Below are 17779 nucleotides of genomic sequence, written 5' to 3' on the forward strand. Positions count from 1 at the left end.
TACATCTTAGCGCTTGCGATATACATCTTAGCGCTTGCGATATATAACGCAAGGCTTGCGATAGAGAATTCTTCCTATGGAAGAGGATGTTTTCATGCAGTGGCCGCCGACTTTTGAAAGGCATCCCGTCGACTTCTTTCCTTACTGTCGGCCTCGGACTCGGAATATGTCCGTCGGCCTTCTTAAACGCTTCGGAGGATGGCACGTCCGCCGGCTCTTTAGAATGCCGTTGTATGTTAATCTCTGTAATCTGTTGTGAAAGTTTTTGAGTTTTCCCTACATTTGCTTCATGCTTAATGATTTGTGGACTATGTTCGATTGGAACGCCATTGTCGGTCAGATTGCCGGGGTAGCATTTGATATTATTTATTTCGGCGCTGTCATCGGAACGATTGTCGTCATCATTCTCGACAATCGCAATCCGGTGAAGACAATGGCGTGGATATTGGTGTTGATGTTCCTTCCCGTAGTAGGATTGGTGTTCTACTTCTTTTTCGGGCGTAGCCGGCGTCGGGTGCGCATCATCGGCAAAAAGAGTTACAGCCGTTTGCTGAGGAAGCCGATGGCCGAATATCTGGCACAAGACTCATGTGCGCTTCCCAAGAATTACAGCCGCCTGATATCCATGTTCCGCAATACCAACCAGTCTTTCCCTTTCGATGGCAATCGGGTGGAGGCATATACCTCGGGGGAGGCCATGCTGCGGTCCCTGCTGCGCGAGTTGCAGAAAGCGACGCAGCACATCCATGTCGAATTTTATATCTTTGAGGACGATGCCATAGGACGCTTGGTGCGCGATGTTCTGATAGAGAAAGCCCGTGCGGGGGTCGAAGTACGTGTCATTTATGATGATGTGGGATGCTGGCATGTTCCCAACCGCTTTTTTGAACAGATGCGCGAGTCGGGCATTGAGGTTCGCAGTTTCCTCAAGGTTCGTTTCCCACTCTTCACCAATAAAGTGAACTATCGCAATCATCGGAAGATAGTGGTCATCGACGGACGTGTAGGCTTCGTTGGCGGCATGAATCTGGCCGAGCGTTATATACGCGGGTTTTCGTGGGGCGTTTGGCGCGACACGCATCTGTTGTTGGAGGGCAAGGCTGTGCATGGACTGCAAACCGCCTTCCTGCTCGACTGGTATTTCGTAGATCGTACTTTGGTCACTTCCGCCCGCTATTTCCCCAAAATAGAGAATTGCGGCACTTCATTGGTGCAGATTGTGACGAGCGAACCGATAGGCCCGTGGAAGGAAATCATGCAGGGATTAGTCATGGCCATTTCGGGAGCGAAGAAATACTTCTATATACAAACGCCCTACTTCCTGCCCACCGAGGCGGTGATGACTGCCTTGCAGTCGGCAGCGCTGGCCGGGGTAGATGTGCGTCTGATGCTTCCCATGAGGGCCGACAACCGGTTGACACATTTGGGCTCTTGTTCTTATCTGGCTGATGTGTTGGATTCGGGTGTCAAGGTCTACTTCTATAAAAAAGGCTTCCTGCATTCCAAGCTGATGGTATCTGATGATGAGTTATCCACCGTAGGTTCTACCAATGTCGATTTCCGCAGTTTTGAACACAATTTTGAGGTAAATGCCTTTATCTATGATGTGGAGACGGCGCTGCAGATGCGTGAAATCTTCTTGCAAGACCAGCGCGACTGTGTGCAGGTATTCCTGAAAAACTGGGTGAAGCGTTCTTGGCATCGAAAGGCTGCCGAAAGCGTGGTGAGGTTGATGGCACCTTTGCTTTGATGCTTAATCTTAAAAGCGCTTTTATTTGAAGAACGAGAAATTTACACTTCCGTAGGCTCTTCTTTCCACAAAGTGCGGATGTTCCTCGAAGCTGTTTTTCTTGCCGTGTTCAAGTACGAACAGTCCCTCTTCTTTCAACAGATTATTCTCAAGAATCAGGTCGGGCAAAGTCTCCAGTTCAGCAAGCTCGTATGGAGGGTCGGCAAAAATGAAGTCGAACTGTTGCCGACAGTTTTTGATGTACTTGAATACATCGGCATGAACCGGCAGGCATTTGTCGGTCTTTACCTCTTGCATTATTTTGCGAATGAAAGTATAGTGGTCGCGGTCTTTCTCCACACTGATGACCAAATCGCAGCCTCTGGACACAAGTTCGATGCTGATGCTGCCTGTACCGGCAAAAAGGTCGAGGGCACAAACTCCGCCATCTTCAAGATTCATGTATCTGCTGGACAGTACATTGAACAGGTTCTCTTTGGCAAAATCCGTTGTGGGGCGTGCTTTGAAAGAACGAGGAACGTCAAAACGCCTTCTTTTATATATTCCACTGATTACTCGCATGAGGTTATGGCTTGTAGGTCAAGGTTTGCGGCAGGATTCATGATGAATACTTGCCGGATAAATTTTCGTAGTTCTGGCAATAGCTGCTCTTTGTCGTGCAAGTTGCCGGTGAGATGCAATTCGTCGCGCTCCTGCTCAAAACCGAGTTGTTTCCATACGTATAGCAGGTAGTAAATGCGGTCGGGCGTTGTTTTGCATTCAAAAGCATTGGCAAGCAACAAGCGTCCGCGCTCGTAGGCAAACAGTTCCATACTTTTTCTTTGCAGATGTGCATACATTTTCCGGCTGTTGCCCAAACGGCTCTTCACAGAGAAGAACTCGATGAAAGGGCTGACCTGGGAGTAGAACTTGACACCGGGATATTGTTCGCGAAGGTAAGTGTACGTGCTTTTGTCTGTTCCGAACAGCACGACTACATTGTTCTTCTGCAAAATGTTGTATTGAACAATCTCGTTTTCCTGTTTGGGGTGATTATGATAGAAGATGATTTCCGCCTGTTCGTCCTCGAAAAATTCCAACGGGATGAAGGTGAAGCGTCTGCTTGCGATGAGCGCATTGACTTGACGAAACGGATGATTCAGCCATTCTGTCTCTCGAAAAGTTTGCTTCAGGTTGGCCGTGAGGGAGAGTGATTCGTCCACTTTACGGTCAAAGACACTGAGTTCACCGTCGCCCAGAGGGTTGAACACTGAAAAAGAAAATCCATCCGTGCTGAGACGGATGGATAACGTGTATTGTTCTGACTTATTAAAATCAATGGTTTCTATCATACGTATGTGTGTCGGGGACGAGATTATTCCCAGTTACCGGCGTTGTTGTTAGCTGTTTCCAGACTACCGATCATCAGACCGCAATACTTGCCGAGTTTGGTTTGTACGTCCTTGAGATTAGCGATTTCTTGCTTGTCCAGACCGTTCAGATAAACTTCGTACGGTGTCTTCACTTCGAGCAGGCAGAAAGGAGCGCCGGATTTGGCCGTATCATTCTTGATAGCCATTTCAAACTGTGCGCCGTTTCCGAAAGGTACATATCTCATCGAGTCGGCATTGAATCCGTTCGGGAAAATAGTATCCAACACGGCTACCCACAGCGTGTCGCGTTTGAAATCTTCCAATCCCCATTTCTTTACTTCATCATACTTGCCGGTTTTCTTGGCTTTGTTGATTATGGCAATGGCTTTCTTTTCGGTCAAGCCGTCTTCCAACTGCTTGTCGTTCAATTCGCCCTGCTTGAAGATGAATGGAAGTTTTTGATTTTTCACGAAGTCGATCAGCGTGTCGAAGCTGGCAGTGTATTGCTGATTGTGCAGGGCACGGTATTCCAACTGTGCTTTACGAATGTCAATCAGACGTGCAATGACTGCTGCGTCTCTGTGCTTTTTCTCTTTGTCAAAATTGATAGGACCCATGATGCTGGTGTAGCAGATGTAAACCAGTCCCAAAGCACATAAGCCTAAAACGACATTAAATACTGTTTTCATGATAAATATGTTTTTTAGTTGTTATATTCGCACCGCAAAAATAAAAGAAATTAATTTAAAAACGATGGTTCCCTTTACTTTTTTCTGTTACAAAAATGATAAATAACTATTTAGAAAGGCAAATTAAGGAAAATTTTCCTTACCAACCAACACCGGAGCAGGAATTTGCGCTAAAATCTTTGTCGGAGTTCCTGCTGGCGCCCCGTAACGAAGCGGTTTTTCTGCTTCGAGGTTATGCCGGAACAGGTAAGACATCGTTGGTTGCCGCTTTGGTGCGGACGTTGGATAAGTTACAGCAGAAATCGGTATTGCTGGCACCGACGGGGCGGGCGGCAAAGGTCTTTTCGGCTTATGCGCAGCATCCGGCATTCACTATCCATAAAAAGATATACAGGCAGCAGTCTTTTTCCAACGAGATGAACAACTTTTCGGTGAACGATAATTTGACAACCCATACGTTGTATGTGGTAGACGAGGCGTCGATGATTTCCAATGAAGGTTTGTCCGGGTCTATGTTCGGCACAGGCAGGTTGCTGGACGACTTGGTGCAGTTTGTCTATTCCGGTCAGGGTTGTCGCTTGTTGCTGATGGGCGACACGGCACAGCTTCCGCCGGTGGGCGAAGAGCAGAGCCCGGCTTTGTTTGCCGATATCCTGAAAGGCTATGGACTGGAAGTGCTGGAAGCTGATTTGACACAGGTGGTGCGTCAGGAACGGCAGTCGGGTATCTTGTGGAATGCCACCCGATTGCGGCAACTGATAGCGGAGGAGAGTTGTTACAGTCTGCCTAAGATCAGGATTACCGGATTTGCCGATATCAAAGTGCTGCCCGGCAATGAATTGATAGACGAACTGAGTAGTTGTTACGATTGTGACGGGCCGGACGAGACCATCGTGATATGCCGCAGCAACAAGCGGGCAAACATCTATAACAACGGCATCCGTGCACAGGTACTTTGGAGGGAGGATGAACTGAATACGGGCGATTTGCTGATGGTGGCGAAGAACAACTATTTTTGGACGGGGAAGGAGAAGGAGATGGATTTCATTGCCAACGGCGAGACGGCTGTGGTACGTCGCATGCGCCGCACGCGTGAGATGTACGGTTTCCGTTTTGCCGATGTCACGTTGTCGTTTCCCGACCGCGACGACTTTGAATTGGAGGTAAACCTCTTGTTGGATACCTTGCACACCGATGCGCCTGCTCTGCCAAAGGCCGATAACGACCGTCTTTTTTATGCCGTTCTCGAAGACTATTCCGACGTCTCTTCCAAACGCGAACGAATGAAGAAAATGAAGGCCGATCCTTATTACAATGCCCTGCAAGTGAAGTATGCTTATGCCGTGACGTGCCATAAGGCGCAGGGTGGGCAATGGAAAAATGTTTTTCTTGATCAGGGCTATATGACGGACGACCTTTTGACACCCGACTATTTTCGTTGGCTTTATACCGCCTTTACACGGGCTACGGGAACACTTTATCTGGTGAACTATCCGAAAGAGCAGATTCTATAATCATCGGTATGTAGGAAAACAACAAAGGCTACTCTGCTTTGAGTGGCCTTTGTCGCTGTATGCGGAATGCACATCAATGCGCTTTTAAGATTCCGGTGGCAACTTCCAACATGCGTACGGCGGTGTCGTAATTATCGCCAATCATATTGTAGACGGCATCTTCCGATAGTACGCCGCATTTGACGCCGGCGGGTATTTTGCCACGGTCGGCTTGCTGTACGTCAATCAGGTATTGCTCGCTGTGGTAGTATTCGCGCAGTTGCTTGTATTCTTCCTGACTCTTGTCGAAGCGTTCCAACAAGTCGCTCATTTGTTCCAGCAGAGCCGAATGCCTGTCCAAGAAGCTCTCCATTTGCGAGACGTGCTTGAAGTCTTCCTTTTCCATCTTCTTCTTCTCCGTTTTGGTTCATTTACCCGGAAAGCGGGCTTTTTACAGTCCGGCCAATTCCAGCACCTTGTCTACTGCGGCATTCAATCCGTCCGGGTTCTTGCCGCCGGCTGTTGCGAAGTGGGGCTGACCGCCACCGCCTCCTTGAATCAGTTTGGCGGCTTCTTTCACAAGGTTTCCGGCTTTCAGACCGCCGGCCACAAGATCGTCGCTCAGCATCACGGTCAGCATCGGTTTGCCTTCGCTTTCTGTTCCGGCCACGAAGAAGAGGTTTTCCGTAATCTGACCGCGCAACTGGAAAGCGATGTTCTTCACCGTTTCTGCAGGGAGCGGAGCACAGCATTTGATGACCTTGACACCGTGAACCTCCTGTACATTCTTCAGCAACCTTTCTTTCAGTTGTGCTTCTTTTTCTTTCATGAAGTCTTCCACCTGTTTCTTCAACCCGGCATTCTCGTCCAGATACTTGCGGATGGTTCCGGCAAGGTCGGGGGCATTGTTGAATAGGGCTTTGAGGTCTCGCAATGTATCTTCAATGGTATTCATCAGCTCTTCTACGCGCGCACCTGTGTAGGCCTCGATGCGGCGCACACCGGCAGCAACCGAACTTTCGCTGATAATCTTCACCATGCCGATGTTACCGGTGGCGGATACATGAGTACCGCCGCAGAACTCGATGGACGAGCCGAAGCGGATGACACGCACACGGTCGCCGTATTTCTCGCCGAAGAGGGCGATGGCGCCCAGCTCTTTGGCTTCTTCGATGGGTATGCTGCGATATTCCGTCAAGGGGATGTTGGCGCGAATCTTGGCATTCACCAAATGCTCTACTTCACGGAGCTGTTCGTCTGTTACCTTCTGGAAGTGCGAGAAGTCGAAACGCAGGGAGTCCGGCGTAACCAAAGAACCTTTTTGCTCCACGTGGTCGCCCAGTACGCTGCGGAGCGCCTCGTCCAGCAAGTGCGTGCACGAGTGGTTGGCTGCGCAGGCGGCACGTTTATCGGCATCCACACAAGCCATCATCGGTGCTTCGAGGTGTTCGGGCAGTTTCTTGGCGATATGGATGGGCAGGTTGTTTTCTTTTTTGGTGTCGATTATCTCGATGGTCTCGAATTCGCTCACCAATACGCCGGTGTCGCCTACCTGACCGCCGCTTTCGGCATAAAACGGAGTTTTGTCCAGCACAATCTGATACAGCGTCTGGTTTTTCTGCCTCACCTGACGGTAGCGCAGGATGGAGGTTTCGTATTCGGTATAGTCGTAACCCACAAATTCGCTGGTACCCTCTTTCAGGACAATCCAGTCGCCGGTTTCTACGGTTGCCGCATTGCGGGCACGCTGTTTCTGCTGTTGCATTTCGGCATCAAACTCCTTGAGGTCGGCAGTCATTCCGTTTTCGCGGAGAATCAGTTCCGTCAGGTCGAGCGGGAAACCGAAAGTGTCGTATAACGTAAAGGCGTCTTTGCCGCTGATTTCGGTTTTGCCGGCAGCTTTGGCATCCGCCATGGTCTTTTCGAGCAGACGGATACCCGTCTCCAATGTGCGCAGGAAGGAATCTTCTTCCTCCTTGATAACTTTGGTTATCAGGTCTTTCTGTGCACTCAGCTCCGGATAGGCGGCACCCATGTTCTCTATCAGTATGGGGAGGAGCTTGTACATGAACGCCTGTTTCTGGTCGAGGAACGTGTATCCGTAGCGTACGGCACGGCGGAGAATACGGCGGATGACGTAGCCGGCTTTTGCATTGCTCGGCAACTGTCCGTCTGTCACGGAGAAAGCGATGGTGCGGATATGGTCGGCAATGACACGCATGGCAATGTCCGATTTCTCGTCTTCGCCATACTTCTTTCCGGTCATGCCGGCAATGGCCGCCAGTATCGGTTGAAAGATGTCGGTGTCGTAATTGGAGGTTTTACCTTGCAAGGTGCGTACCAGACGTTCGAAGCCCATGCCGGTATCGATCACCTTGGCGGGAAGTCCTTCGAGGCTGCCGTCGGCTTTGCGGTTGAACTGCATGAACACCAGATTCCATATCTCGATAACCTGCGGATGGTCTTTGTTTACCAATTGGTTTCCGGGCACTTTGGCTTTCTCTTCTTCGGAGCGCGAGTCGATGTGAATCTCCGAGCACGGACCACATGGCCCTGTATCACCCATCTCCCAGAAATTGTCGTGCTTGTTTCCGTTAAGGATGTGGTCTTTCGGCAAGAACTGCTCCCAATAGGAAGCCGCTTCGTTATCGCGTTCCAGCCCTTCTTCGGGACTGCCCTCGAATACGGTGGCGTAAAGGTTCTTAGGGTCGATTTTCAACACATCTACCAGATACTCCCATGCCCAAGAGATAGCCTCTTTCTTGAAATAGTCGCCGAACGACCAGTTGCCCAGCATCTCGAACATGGTGTGGTGGTAGGTGTCGTGTCCCACTTCTTCCAAGTCGTTGTGTTTTCCGCTGACGCGAAGACACTTTTGCGAGTCGGCCACTCTTTTGTGTTTTGCCGGCTGATTCCCCAAGATAATGTCCTTAAACTGGTTCATTCCCGCGTTGGTGAACATCAGTGTGGGGTCGTCCTTAATCACCATCGGAGCCGAAGGCACAATCTGGTGTCCTTTGCTTTCAAAGAAACTCTTGAAGGAGTCTCTGATTTCATTTGCAGTCAACATACGTCTTATTTATGATTTTTATTTACGGTTTGTAATTTATGATTCCTTCGTTGTATGATTTGCCTGAATGGTGGCAATCAATTCTTTTTGCCATATTCCTATAAATCATAAAACATAAACCATAAATCTTATAATTCTTGAAAAAACGGTGCAAAGATAGCTTGTTTTTATTACTTTTGCCGTATTGACAAGCGAAATATTTCCTAAGATGCGCAAAGTTTACTACATTTATAATCCGCAGACACAGACGTATGACCGTATTTACCCCACTGTCCGGCAGCGGGCGTTGAGCATCCTCCGCCGTTTGTTCATCGGCATGGGGCTGGGTGCGGGCAGCTTTTTGTTGTTGCTTTTGATTTTCGGTTCACCTTCCGAGAAGGAACTGAGGAAAGAAAACAGCAAGCTGCGTGCACAATACAATGTGCTTGAGGCACGTCTGGACGAGGCGATGGGCGTACTTCAGGATATACAGCAGCGTGATGACAACCTGTATCGTGTCATCTTTCAGGCCGATCCCATCCCCTCTGCCATCCGCAAGGCCGGATATGGGGGAACCAACCGTTATGAGCATCTGATGGAACTGGCCGATGCGGATTTGGTCATCAACACCACGCAGAAGCTGGACATGCTGGCCAAGCAACTCTATATCCAGTCGAACTCTTTTGACGATGTGGTGGAGATGTGCAAGAATCACGACGAGATGTTGAAGTGCATTCCTGCTATCCAGCCCGTTTCCAATAAGAATTTGAAGCAGACGGCATCAGGCTACGGCATGCGCATCGACCCCATTTATGGTACGCCCCGTTTTCATTCGGGCATGGATTTCTCTGCCAATTCCGGTACGGACGTCTATGCCACAGGCAACGGAACCGTGGTGAAGATGGGTTGGGAAACCGGCTATGGCAACACCATTATCATCGACCACGGATTCGGCTACCGGACGTGGTATGCCCATCTTCGAGACTTCCGTACGAAGCTCGGCAAGCGTGTGGTGCGCGGCGAAGTGATTGGCGGCGTGGGTAATACGGGAAAGAGTACCGGCCCTCACCTTCACTACGAGGTGCATGTGAAAGGGCAGGTAGTGAATCCCGTCAATTACTACTTCATGGACCTCAGCGCCGAAGATTACGACCGTATGATTCAAATTGCCGAGAACCACGGGAAGATGCTGGATTGATTTACTCTCCCCGGACTTGTATTTTCCAAACAGTATTCCCTGATCCGCCTTTATAAAATATATTTATTGAAATGAATCACTCTGCCGTGGATTGGTAGAGCGGCTTGTGCTCTGATAAAACGATGTCATATAACTTTCGTTTTGAAGACTGATCGGCAAGAAAATAAGCATTCCTCTCTTCCCTTATATTCTGAAGGCACTTCCCATTACGAGTGAAATAGCTTCAGTCGTAGTGGGAAACAAAGTTTCACCCTATGGAAAAAGGTGAAACTCGCATTCTGCTCATAGTTACGTCAGTTCGGGATAAGAAAAAGGTAATAGAAGTTGGTAATCTCGCTTATTTTTTGTAACGTTATGGCTATAAATCAATTTTGAGAACAAACCGGATGCATCGTCCGCAACTCCGCACTTCCTCACCCGTAAGCCCGCACTTCGGCTTCCGTAACCCCGCACTTCACCGTCTGCAATCTCACACCTCGCACCCGTTGCGCCCTCACGTTATGGCGCATGCGGTGTGGCGTTTCTCCACCTCCTCCACCTTAAGAGGAGGAATTATATGGAGGAGGTATTTTCTATTCTTTTCTTCTCTATTCTTTTCTTCTTTCGCGCGCGCGAGGGGAGGTCGGTGTAGTAACTCTCTAAGGAACTGCTTGTTATCCCGCTTTTGCCTCTTTTCGGACTGCTTGCCGACTACGAGCCGGCAGGCAGCCGGCTACAAGTTCGTCCGGAGTCGCCGCGCAAGCTTCGGACACTTTCGCAGCATTGGCAGGAGGAGTTGCCGCCTGAAAATCCCCGTCCTCTTCTACAAGCGGGCTTGCTTCTTCGGCAACCGGCCCTGTCTCTTCGGGCATCGTCCCTGTATCTTCGGCAACCTTCATCCTATCCGTCATCACCTCCTCTTCTTCCGCTCCTCCCTCGATAGTATTTTTCTTTGACACTTCCGCTTTCTTTCACGAAGTGCCCAAATAGTCGATGGCCGATGAAAACATATCGTCCTTGATGATGAACAAACCGTCGTTCCGGACTATTTTTTCGAGGTAAGCCTGCGGGAACCCTTTCTGCCGTATCAGTTTCAGTTGCCCGATGAAAAGCCTGCCGGACTCCTGACTGTAAAGCTGTTCGAGGATGAAGAGGTAGCTGCCGTAGTCCCGTGCCCCCTCTTCGTCGATGAGTTTGTAGAGCCTGCTGTCGCGGCTCAGATTGAAGCGATGTTTAAACTCAAAATAAGCGAAATTTCCAACTTTTATTACCATTTTCTTATCCCGAACTGACGTATAGTTACGTCTTTATCGGTTAGTCGTTACGTTCGATATTTCGGTCGTGGACGGTATTATTTTGAGATAAGTTCTTTAACCTCTTTATTTTTTCCTCATCGGGGATTGAATTGCCGTGAGGGAAAGCTATATTGTAAAATATTGTGTCGCAGTTTGCAAGCAGTTTACCCATATTGCCTGAATTTGCCGGGATTTTCTTCAACTTCAAATGTTTTGTAACAAAATGCTTTATGACCTTGCTATGCAAAATGATGACCATCTTGGGTTGATACGTTGAGATGTTTTTTTCTAATTGCATACACTCGTTTTCAGTAGGCTTGATTTTTTTGCTATTACTATCTGCGATGTTGGTGACTAAATCTGTGATGCCGAAATTGCATTGGTTTATGTTGAGAGCTGTGTCTCCAAATATTTGTTCGTCGGCAGTTTCTTTACTGACTTCTTTTAAAATCAATCCACTTCTGTACAACTGATTCCATAAGGATTGTTTGACCGAAAAATAGTGCCCCTTTTGATTGGATATGGTTGCGGGGTTCAAACCCACAAAAAGAATATCCAGATTCTCTCTCACAAATGGTTTTAATGTCGCTTCTTTCATACTTATCATGATTTATGGATTATTTTTCTTGTTTTTTCAGATAATTTTGGGGAATGATGCCAGATGCTCCATCTGATTGCCTTTGTATCTTATAATAACCGGGTAGTCCTCTTACAACATCTCCTGTGATTTTTACTTGATCTCCTCGTTTAAGATCAATAGTATAGCTGCCTATAAGTTCTACAGTTCTCAAATTATCGTGATCTCGAGCTGCTTTCACCAATTCTTTTTCTACTTCTTCGTTAATGGCAGCGCGGTAGTCTTTAGCGACTATATAGACTGCTTGCATATCTGGACTGTCAATATGGAAAAAATATGCAAGTAATATTATGCAAGCAGCAATGCTTCCCCATTTTAGGATTAGTTTGTTCTGCTTTGCTTTTTTTTGTTGTTTTGCTTTTTTTGCTGCGATGGCTTTTTGCTCTCGCAAGAACTCTTGTTCTTTATCATAAGTAATAAGTTCTTTCTGGCATTGTGGACATTTAAAAATAATATCGGGTTTTAGAGGCGCCTCAATAGGTTTATGACAGAAAGGGCATTCAACCACGGGATTCTTCACTTTTTCTTTTATAAAATCTTTTTCCATATTCGTATTAAATTAGTTTGTATATATCTATGAAAATTAAAAACTTAACATATTGAGGAATGGTAAAACAGGAAATTTAATGTTATTAGCGATGCATTAAAGTAATCTTATGATTTTCCTACAAAAACAAATCTTGCCCTCCTTCCTTGGAGGGACTTCACTCCCTTTATGAAACTAAGATGCTGATTCTTATGTCTTATGATATAGTAATTCATTTTTTTGCTAATTCGTTGATGGAGAAGTAAGTATAGCAACTAAAAGCAAAATACAAAATAGGATAAAGAGGATGCAGGGGATTATCATACATCCCGCACAGCCTTGTAAAACCTGCACTTTTCCTTTCATGTATTCTAGTTGGGCTTTTTCATATTCCGTAAGTTCCTCTTGTTTATCTTTATTATTCATTTTCTATCAATATTAATAGTTGTAGTAGTGTTGCTGTTAATGAAGTTTGGCATAACATTCGTATGCAGGTTCATTTGATCCATCATGATTATAATGTTCCAAAACACCGTTTTTATTGAGACGGCTAATGGGAGGATTCCCATTATTACAATAATAAGCAGTCCCATTGATAAGTATGTCAAGATATATTCGTGCATTATTTCTAGAAAAAATTACTAATATCCCATCCATGCTTTCTTGTTGGACAGAGTCATAGTCAAAATTATGTATGATGTATATTGATGTTCCTTTCTTAAGGTTAAAACATGCAAGATTAGTATTTATATCTGCTATATCAGGGTCGAATAGATAATATTCTGTTGCCTTCCTAATGGTATATTTGGTGCATTCAAATGTAGTGTTAGTGTTGTTCTCTTTTAATTTGAACGTTCCATCTGTGACATTTTCTTGCAGAGTGTAAGAACAGTAATTTCCATAAATATTATTCCCTTGCCAAGTAACTATTTCTTGATATTGTTTTTTGTTTTCTTTATTCTCTATCCTTATCTCTGTTTTCTCTATTTTCTCTATTTCTTTCTCTTCAATCCTCTCTTTCTTGATAGGTATACTTTGGGGAGTAATTAGAGAAGTTGTAGTGTTTTTTTTATTTATGTGATATGCAGTTTTCTTACTGCTTTTGAAAGAAATCCCTAATAGGTTTAAGAAAGCAAGAATCCAACAAATAAGAAACAAACCTGCTAAGGTTGTCTGCAACGCATAGGGGAATTTATATTTCTTTACTCCTATTATTTTAGATAAAAGAACCTTTATCCCGATTGGGCTATTGGGTATTTCAACTTTCATGGTTATGGTAGATATATGCCATTATGACTCCGGAATGGCATTTGGTTATAAAAAAGAAAGTGTGGAGTCAATATGTTTATCTATCGGGAGGCTCTGGTAAGCCTAAGGAACAAATAAACAATACCCCACACTTGTATGTATATGCGTGTGAATACGCATGATAGGAATACAAGTGATGAGTGTTATTGCTATCCCTGTTCCTTTTGAAATTTACCAGATTTCCCGAATAAGGATAAAAGCAAACACTTTCATCTAATAATTATGTCTCGTCATATAATTGCTTATACAACAGTACAAATATAGATAAAATTTGTTACATAACACTCCGGGGTATTGTTTTTTTTCAATAATCAATCTCGTTCTCTATAATATCCTCCTCGTTGTCATCAATCCGGGCGTCGAAGATTTCCGGCGGATAAGTAAGCTCATCTTCCGGGTCAGAAAGATAGTCGTCCAGGTGTGCGTCGAAGTCGTGGGCATTGTTCTTTCTAAGAGAAGCATCATCCTGTCTTTTGAATGATGAGGACGGCGTGGGATATGGCTTGTAGCCAAAATCCCGCTGAGGTGGCGAGGCGTTTAGCTCAAGTTCCATTTCCGACCGTTTCTGTGCCATCTGATTTTGAAAGCTGAAATAAGCAAGAGTGGCCATGAGAACCGAAACGCATACCGCTTTCAATAGAAAGGTCTTATTTATAGGCTTCTTGCTCATCTTTCACTCCTTTCTTTATCTGCTGGTTCATTGCTTCCGCTGTTTCTTCTCAATGCTTCTTCATAAATGTTTCGTATGCGCTCTCGCAGGTGCTGTGGTTTGATTACCGTCAATGAGTTGCTGCGCGAGAGCAGAGCCATCACAAAGTCGTTGGTGATGCGGAGGCGTAGCCTGATGCGGAACTCTTCTTCATTATCGGTAATGATTTCTTGAGAGTGGTGCAGGGGAATGGACTTCAGGAAACTACCGTCCAACGCATTATAACTCAGCTCGATGTCTTCTACCGGGATATCCGTTTGATTCCAAATGCCGTAGCTGTCTCTGAACAGACTGCTCACATCGATATTCATATTCCTCGTGAAGGTCTCTTCATTGTGCATCCTAAGACTGCGGATGCAATCTATGTTGAATGTTTTCAACGTACCTTTGTCGTAGGCAAGGAGATACCATCTTTGCTGGTCTTCCTTTAAGTAATGGGGTAGCACTTTCTTCGGACGTATCTTACCCTCTTCGCGTATGTAGGCGTAGTCGAAAGTTACCGGATGGGAAAACTTGATGGCTTTTATCAATAACGGTAGGCATCCGCTGTCCGAAGGGCGATGATGCTCTGCCAATACAAAAGTGTGTAGGTTGGAGGTGCTGTCGATGGCGTTCAGCAAATCGAAGTTCAGCAAAAGCCGTTCATATTGTTCTTTCTTCAAGTCATCCTCTTCGTTGATATGGTAGCCGTTTCGTTTCTTGTCAAAACAGATACGAATGCCGAACAGCGTCTCAATCTCGTTGAAATCCCGTTGCAGTGTCCTGATATCCACAGGTGTACCATCCCGTTCCTCCATGCGGAGCGTTACATAGTTTTCCAACTCTTCGCGCGGCACATATTTTTGTAGCCCTTTCAGCTTGTTGATGATGACCAACATGCGTTGCAATCCTTCTATTTTTCTGCCCATATCTTATTGGATTTCTATAAGCAAAGATAACATCCCTGAGCGACAAAACATGTCGCTGAAACAAAAACTTGTCACTTATCTGCCTCATTGTGCGGTAATTTGGAAAAAGAAGTCTAATTTTGTACTTACTTAAAAGATGATGCCGGTATGTTGAACACCGATAAGAACCTGAAATTGTATTATTCCATCGGCGAGGTGGCTGCCATGTTCGATGTCAACGAATCGCTGCTCCGTTTTTGGGAAAAAGAGTTTCCACAGCTCAAGCCCAAGAAAGGAGGGCGTAGCATACGTCAGTATCGCAAAGAAGATATAGAAACGTTGAAGCTTATTTATCATTTGGTGAAAGAACGGGGCATGACTCTGTCCGGCGCCCGCCAGAGGATGAAAGACAACAAGGAGGCAACCGTGCGTACTTTTGAAATCGTAGAAAGACTTAAGTCCATCCGCGAGGAACTGATAGGCATGCGCGATGCGTTGAATGCTTTCACCTATGAGGATGTGGAAAAACTGAAGGAAGAAATACAGAAACAATAGTCGTTTTTTGCATTTGTACAAGTGAGAACTTACGCTTGTACAAGTGTAACATCCTTATATTCAGTACCCATTTTTAGCAAGCTATATCAGTCTTCTATCCTTGTCACTTGCTTGATATTCTGTATCTGTTTCAGGTTGTTGCAGATGGTACGCACGTCATCCACATCATGTACATAGAGTTGTATCTTTCCCTCAAAGATGCCGTCGTCTGTTTCAATGGAGAGCTTACGGATATTTACGTTCAGTTGGCGCGATATGACTTGGGTCACTTCGTTCAGCAGTCCCATGCTGTCTATCCCTTTCAGATAGATGGTGACGAGGAAAGAAAGGTCCTTATGCGTGTCCCATTCGGTTGCGATGATGCGATTGCCGTAGCTGCTCTTGAGGCGTGAGGCAACAGGGCATTGACGCTTATGTATGACAACCCGGTTCTGGTCGTCTATATATCCCAGCACATCGTCGCCGGGGATGGGATGACAGCAAGGAGCCATGATATAATTTTTCGAGATAGTCTCTTCCGTCAGCTTCAGAATTTGCTTGGTATTGATTTTCTCTTGAGGGAGTTTCTCTTTCGGTTGTTCCTTCTCGTCTTTGTTTTCTTTGTTGCCGAATGAGAAACTCAGGAACTTTTTCCAGTTGCTGCCTTGTTTTTCCTTTGCGATATTCTTGTCGGCATCACCCAGCACGATTCTTTTGTTACCGATGGCAACGAGCAATTCGTCGTGGGTGTGGAATTTGTGCAACTTGGTCAGTTTGTCCAGCAGGATTTCATCCACACGGATATCTTCATTCTTGAAGAAGTCATTTAAGATGGTTTCTCCTTCTTTTTGATAAGTTTTAGCCTCTTTTCGTAGGATTGTTGCAATCTTTGTACGCGCACGGGCTGTGGTGGCATACATTTCCCATTCCGGTTGTACGCGCTGCGATTTGGAGGTCAATATCTCTACTTGGTCGCCGCTTTGCAGTTTGTGGCTTAGAGGAACCAGCTTGTGGTTCACCTTGGCGCCGATGCTGTGGCTGCCTATATCGGTGTGCAGAGAGAAAGCAAAGTCCAATGCCGTAGAGTTCTGCGGCATGGTTTTTATATCTCCCTTCGGGGTGAATACAAATATTTCCGATGCAAAGAGATTGAGCTTGATGGTGTCGAGAAAGTCTATGGCGTCCGGTTGCGGGTCATCCAGAATCTCTTTGATGGTGCGTAGCCACTTTTCCAATTCGCCTTCATCTTCGCTGCCTCCGCCTTCTTTGTATTTCCAATGGGCGGCAAATCCCTGTTCGGCAACGTCGTTCATGCGTTCGCTACGGATTTGCACCTCTATCCACTGTCCGTTATTGCCCATAAGGGTGACGTGCAGCGCTTGGTATCCGTTGGCCTTCGGATGGCTTACCCAATCGCGCAGGCGATCGGGATGAGGTTTATATATCTTGGATATGGAGACATAGATGTCGAAACAATCGTTCAGTTCTTCTTCGATGTTGCGTGGCTCGAAAATGATACGAACGGCAAGCAGGTCATAGATTTCTTCAAAAGGAACATGCTTGGTCTGCATTTTATTCCAGATGGAATAGATGGACTTGATACGTGCGAGGATGCGATATTTCAGACCCATTTTGTCCAATTGCGCACGTATCGGGGTCGTAAATTCGTTGAACACTCTGTCGCGCTCAACGGCAGTTGCTTCAAGTTTCTCTTCTATTTCGTGATATTCTTCCGGATGCTCATACTTGAAACTCAGGTTCTCCAGTTCGGTCTTGATTTTATACAAACCGAGGCGGTTGGCGAGGGGAGCGTAGATGTAGAGCGTTTCGCCTGCAATCTTAAACTGCTTATTGGGAAGCATGGAGCCGAGCGTGCGCATGTTATGCAGCCGGTCGGCTATCTTGATGAGAATAACCCGCACATCGTCGGACATGGTGAGCAGCAGCTTCTTGAAGTTCTCGGCTTGTGCCGAAGCGCGGTCGCCGAAGATGCCACCGGAGATTTTGGTAAGCCCGTCTACAATCTGTGCTATTTTAGGTCCGAAGATGTTTTCAATGTCTTCTACGGTATAGTCGGTGTCTTCTACCACATCGTGCAGCAAGGCCGAGCAGATGGAGGTAGAGCCTAATCCTATTTCATTACAGACAATTTTTGCCACGGCAATGGGGTGCATGATGTAAGGCTCGCCCGAACGGCGCTTGATGCCTTTGTGCGCCTGATTGGCAAAATTGAATGCTTTGGTTATTATTTCTACACGTTTGCGGTGCTTGGTTGCCAAATAGTCGTTCAACAGTTCTTGGAATGCCTGTTCAATCATTTCTTCTTCAGCCATCTCCTTCCCCTTCTGGCTTATGTTTTCTTCCATATACTGC

The 17779-nt window shown here is 46.2% G+C and carries 17 protein-coding genes; 4 read left to right on the forward strand and 13 right to left on the reverse strand.

Annotation, left to right across the window (positions count from 1 at the left end; translation table 11 throughout):
* Positions 1-310: 310 nt before the first annotated feature.
* Positions 311-1750 (forward strand): cardiolipin synthase, encoded by a 1440-nt coding sequence (gene cls / locus C3V43_RS00410; RefSeq protein WP_106068125.1) that lies wholly within the window; start codon positions 311-313, stop codon positions 1748-1750.
* A 21-nt stretch (positions 1751-1771) separates the two neighbouring features.
* Here the strand turns inward: cls and C3V43_RS00415 are convergent, their stop codons facing one another.
* Genes C3V43_RS00415 through C3V43_RS00425 form a run of 3 tightly spaced genes read right to left on the reverse strand, consistent with a single transcriptional unit; the run spans position 1772 to position 3791 of the window.
* The gene (locus tag C3V43_RS00415) at positions 1772-2311 is read right to left on the reverse strand and encodes an RsmD family RNA methyltransferase (protein ID WP_106068126.1); all 540 of its coding nucleotides are present in this window, start codon (positions 2309-2311) and stop codon (positions 1772-1774) included.
* The gene (locus C3V43_RS00420) at positions 2302-3081 is read right to left on the reverse strand and encodes a DUF3822 family protein (RefSeq protein ID WP_106068127.1); all 780 of its coding nucleotides are present in this window, start codon (positions 3079-3081) and stop codon (positions 2302-2304) included. The genes C3V43_RS00415 and C3V43_RS00420 overlap by 10 nt, the downstream gene beginning before the upstream one ends.
* Before the next feature lie 23 nt (positions 3082-3104).
* Positions 3105-3791: a hypothetical protein gene (locus tag C3V43_RS00425; RefSeq protein ID WP_106068128.1), complete on the reverse strand. Its 687-nt coding sequence runs from the start codon at positions 3789-3791 to the stop codon at positions 3105-3107.
* Positions 3792-3886: 95 nt separating this feature from the next.
* Here C3V43_RS00425 and C3V43_RS00430 point away from each other — a divergent pair, with 95 nt between their 5' ends.
* Positions 3887-5305, forward strand: a complete 1419-nt coding sequence (locus C3V43_RS00430; protein ID WP_106068129.1) for an ATP-dependent DNA helicase — start codon at positions 3887-3889, stop codon at positions 5303-5305.
* Between the two features lie 73 nt (positions 5306-5378).
* Here the strand turns inward: C3V43_RS00430 and C3V43_RS00435 are convergent, their stop codons facing one another.
* A complete protein-coding gene (locus C3V43_RS00435; RefSeq protein WP_106068130.1) occupies positions 5379-5690 on the reverse strand; it encodes a DUF4298 domain-containing protein in 312 nt (103 codons plus the stop codon).
* 45 nt (positions 5691-5735) lie between these two features.
* Positions 5736-8354 (reverse strand): alanine--tRNA ligase, encoded by a 2619-nt coding sequence (alaS, locus tag C3V43_RS00440; protein ID WP_106068131.1) that lies wholly within the window; start codon positions 8352-8354, stop codon positions 5736-5738.
* A 208-nt stretch (positions 8355-8562) separates the two neighbouring features.
* Here alaS and C3V43_RS00445 point away from each other — a divergent pair, with 208 nt between their 5' ends.
* Positions 8563-9531, forward strand: coding sequence for a M23 family metallopeptidase (locus C3V43_RS00445; protein WP_106068132.1), 969 nt, complete (start codon positions 8563-8565; stop codon positions 9529-9531).
* A gap of 653 nt (positions 9532-10184) precedes the next feature.
* On the opposite strand, the gene C3V43_RS00450 is transcribed toward C3V43_RS00445, so the two are convergent.
* From C3V43_RS00450 to C3V43_RS00485, 7 genes are all read right to left on the reverse strand, one after another.
* Positions 10185-10469 carry a hypothetical protein gene (locus C3V43_RS00450; protein ID WP_106068133.1) on the reverse strand — a complete coding sequence of 95 codons (285 nt, stop codon included), beginning with the start codon at positions 10467-10469 and terminating at the stop codon, positions 10185-10187.
* A 12-nt stretch (positions 10470-10481) separates the two neighbouring features.
* Positions 10482-10784, reverse strand: coding sequence for a DUF4373 domain-containing protein (locus C3V43_RS00455; RefSeq protein ID WP_106068134.1), 303 nt, complete (start codon positions 10782-10784; stop codon positions 10482-10484).
* A gap of 40 nt (positions 10785-10824) precedes the next feature.
* Positions 10825-11403, reverse strand: coding sequence for a uracil-DNA glycosylase family protein (locus C3V43_RS00460; protein ID WP_164996201.1), 579 nt, complete (start codon positions 11401-11403; stop codon positions 10825-10827).
* A 19-nt stretch (positions 11404-11422) separates the two neighbouring features.
* Positions 11423-11989: an SH3 domain-containing protein gene (locus C3V43_RS00465; RefSeq protein ID WP_106068136.1), complete on the reverse strand. Its 567-nt coding sequence runs from the start codon at positions 11987-11989 to the stop codon at positions 11423-11425.
* 441 nt (positions 11990-12430) lie between these two features.
* Complete coding sequence (locus C3V43_RS00475; protein ID WP_106068138.1) at positions 12431-13237, reverse strand: hypothetical protein; 807 nt, start codon at positions 13235-13237, stop codon at positions 12431-12433.
* Between the two features lie 343 nt (positions 13238-13580).
* Positions 13581-13946 (reverse strand): hypothetical protein, encoded by a 366-nt coding sequence (locus tag C3V43_RS00480; RefSeq protein WP_106068139.1) that lies wholly within the window; start codon positions 13944-13946, stop codon positions 13581-13583.
* A complete protein-coding gene (locus C3V43_RS00485; protein ID WP_106068140.1) occupies positions 13943-14893 on the reverse strand; it encodes a helix-turn-helix transcriptional regulator in 951 nt (316 codons plus the stop codon). Before C3V43_RS00485 ends, C3V43_RS00480 begins: the two co-directional genes overlap by 4 nt.
* Before the next feature lie 147 nt (positions 14894-15040).
* Between C3V43_RS00485 and C3V43_RS00490 the strand changes: the two genes are divergently transcribed.
* Positions 15041-15427, forward strand: coding sequence for a MerR family transcriptional regulator (locus tag C3V43_RS00490; protein ID WP_106068141.1), 387 nt, complete (start codon positions 15041-15043; stop codon positions 15425-15427).
* 86 nt (positions 15428-15513) lie between these two features.
* Here C3V43_RS00490 and C3V43_RS00495 read toward each other — a convergent pair whose 3' ends face one another.
* Entirely contained in the window at positions 15514-17772 is a 2259-nt protein-coding gene (locus tag C3V43_RS00495) for a RelA/SpoT family protein (RefSeq protein ID WP_106068142.1), read from the reverse strand.
* Between the last annotated feature and the right edge of the window lie 7 nt (positions 17773-17779).

It is taken from the genome of Prevotella heparinolytica (assembly GCF_002998535.1).
Taxonomy (GTDB): Bacteria; Bacteroidota; Bacteroidia; order Bacteroidales; family Bacteroidaceae; genus Bacteroides; species Bacteroides heparinolyticus.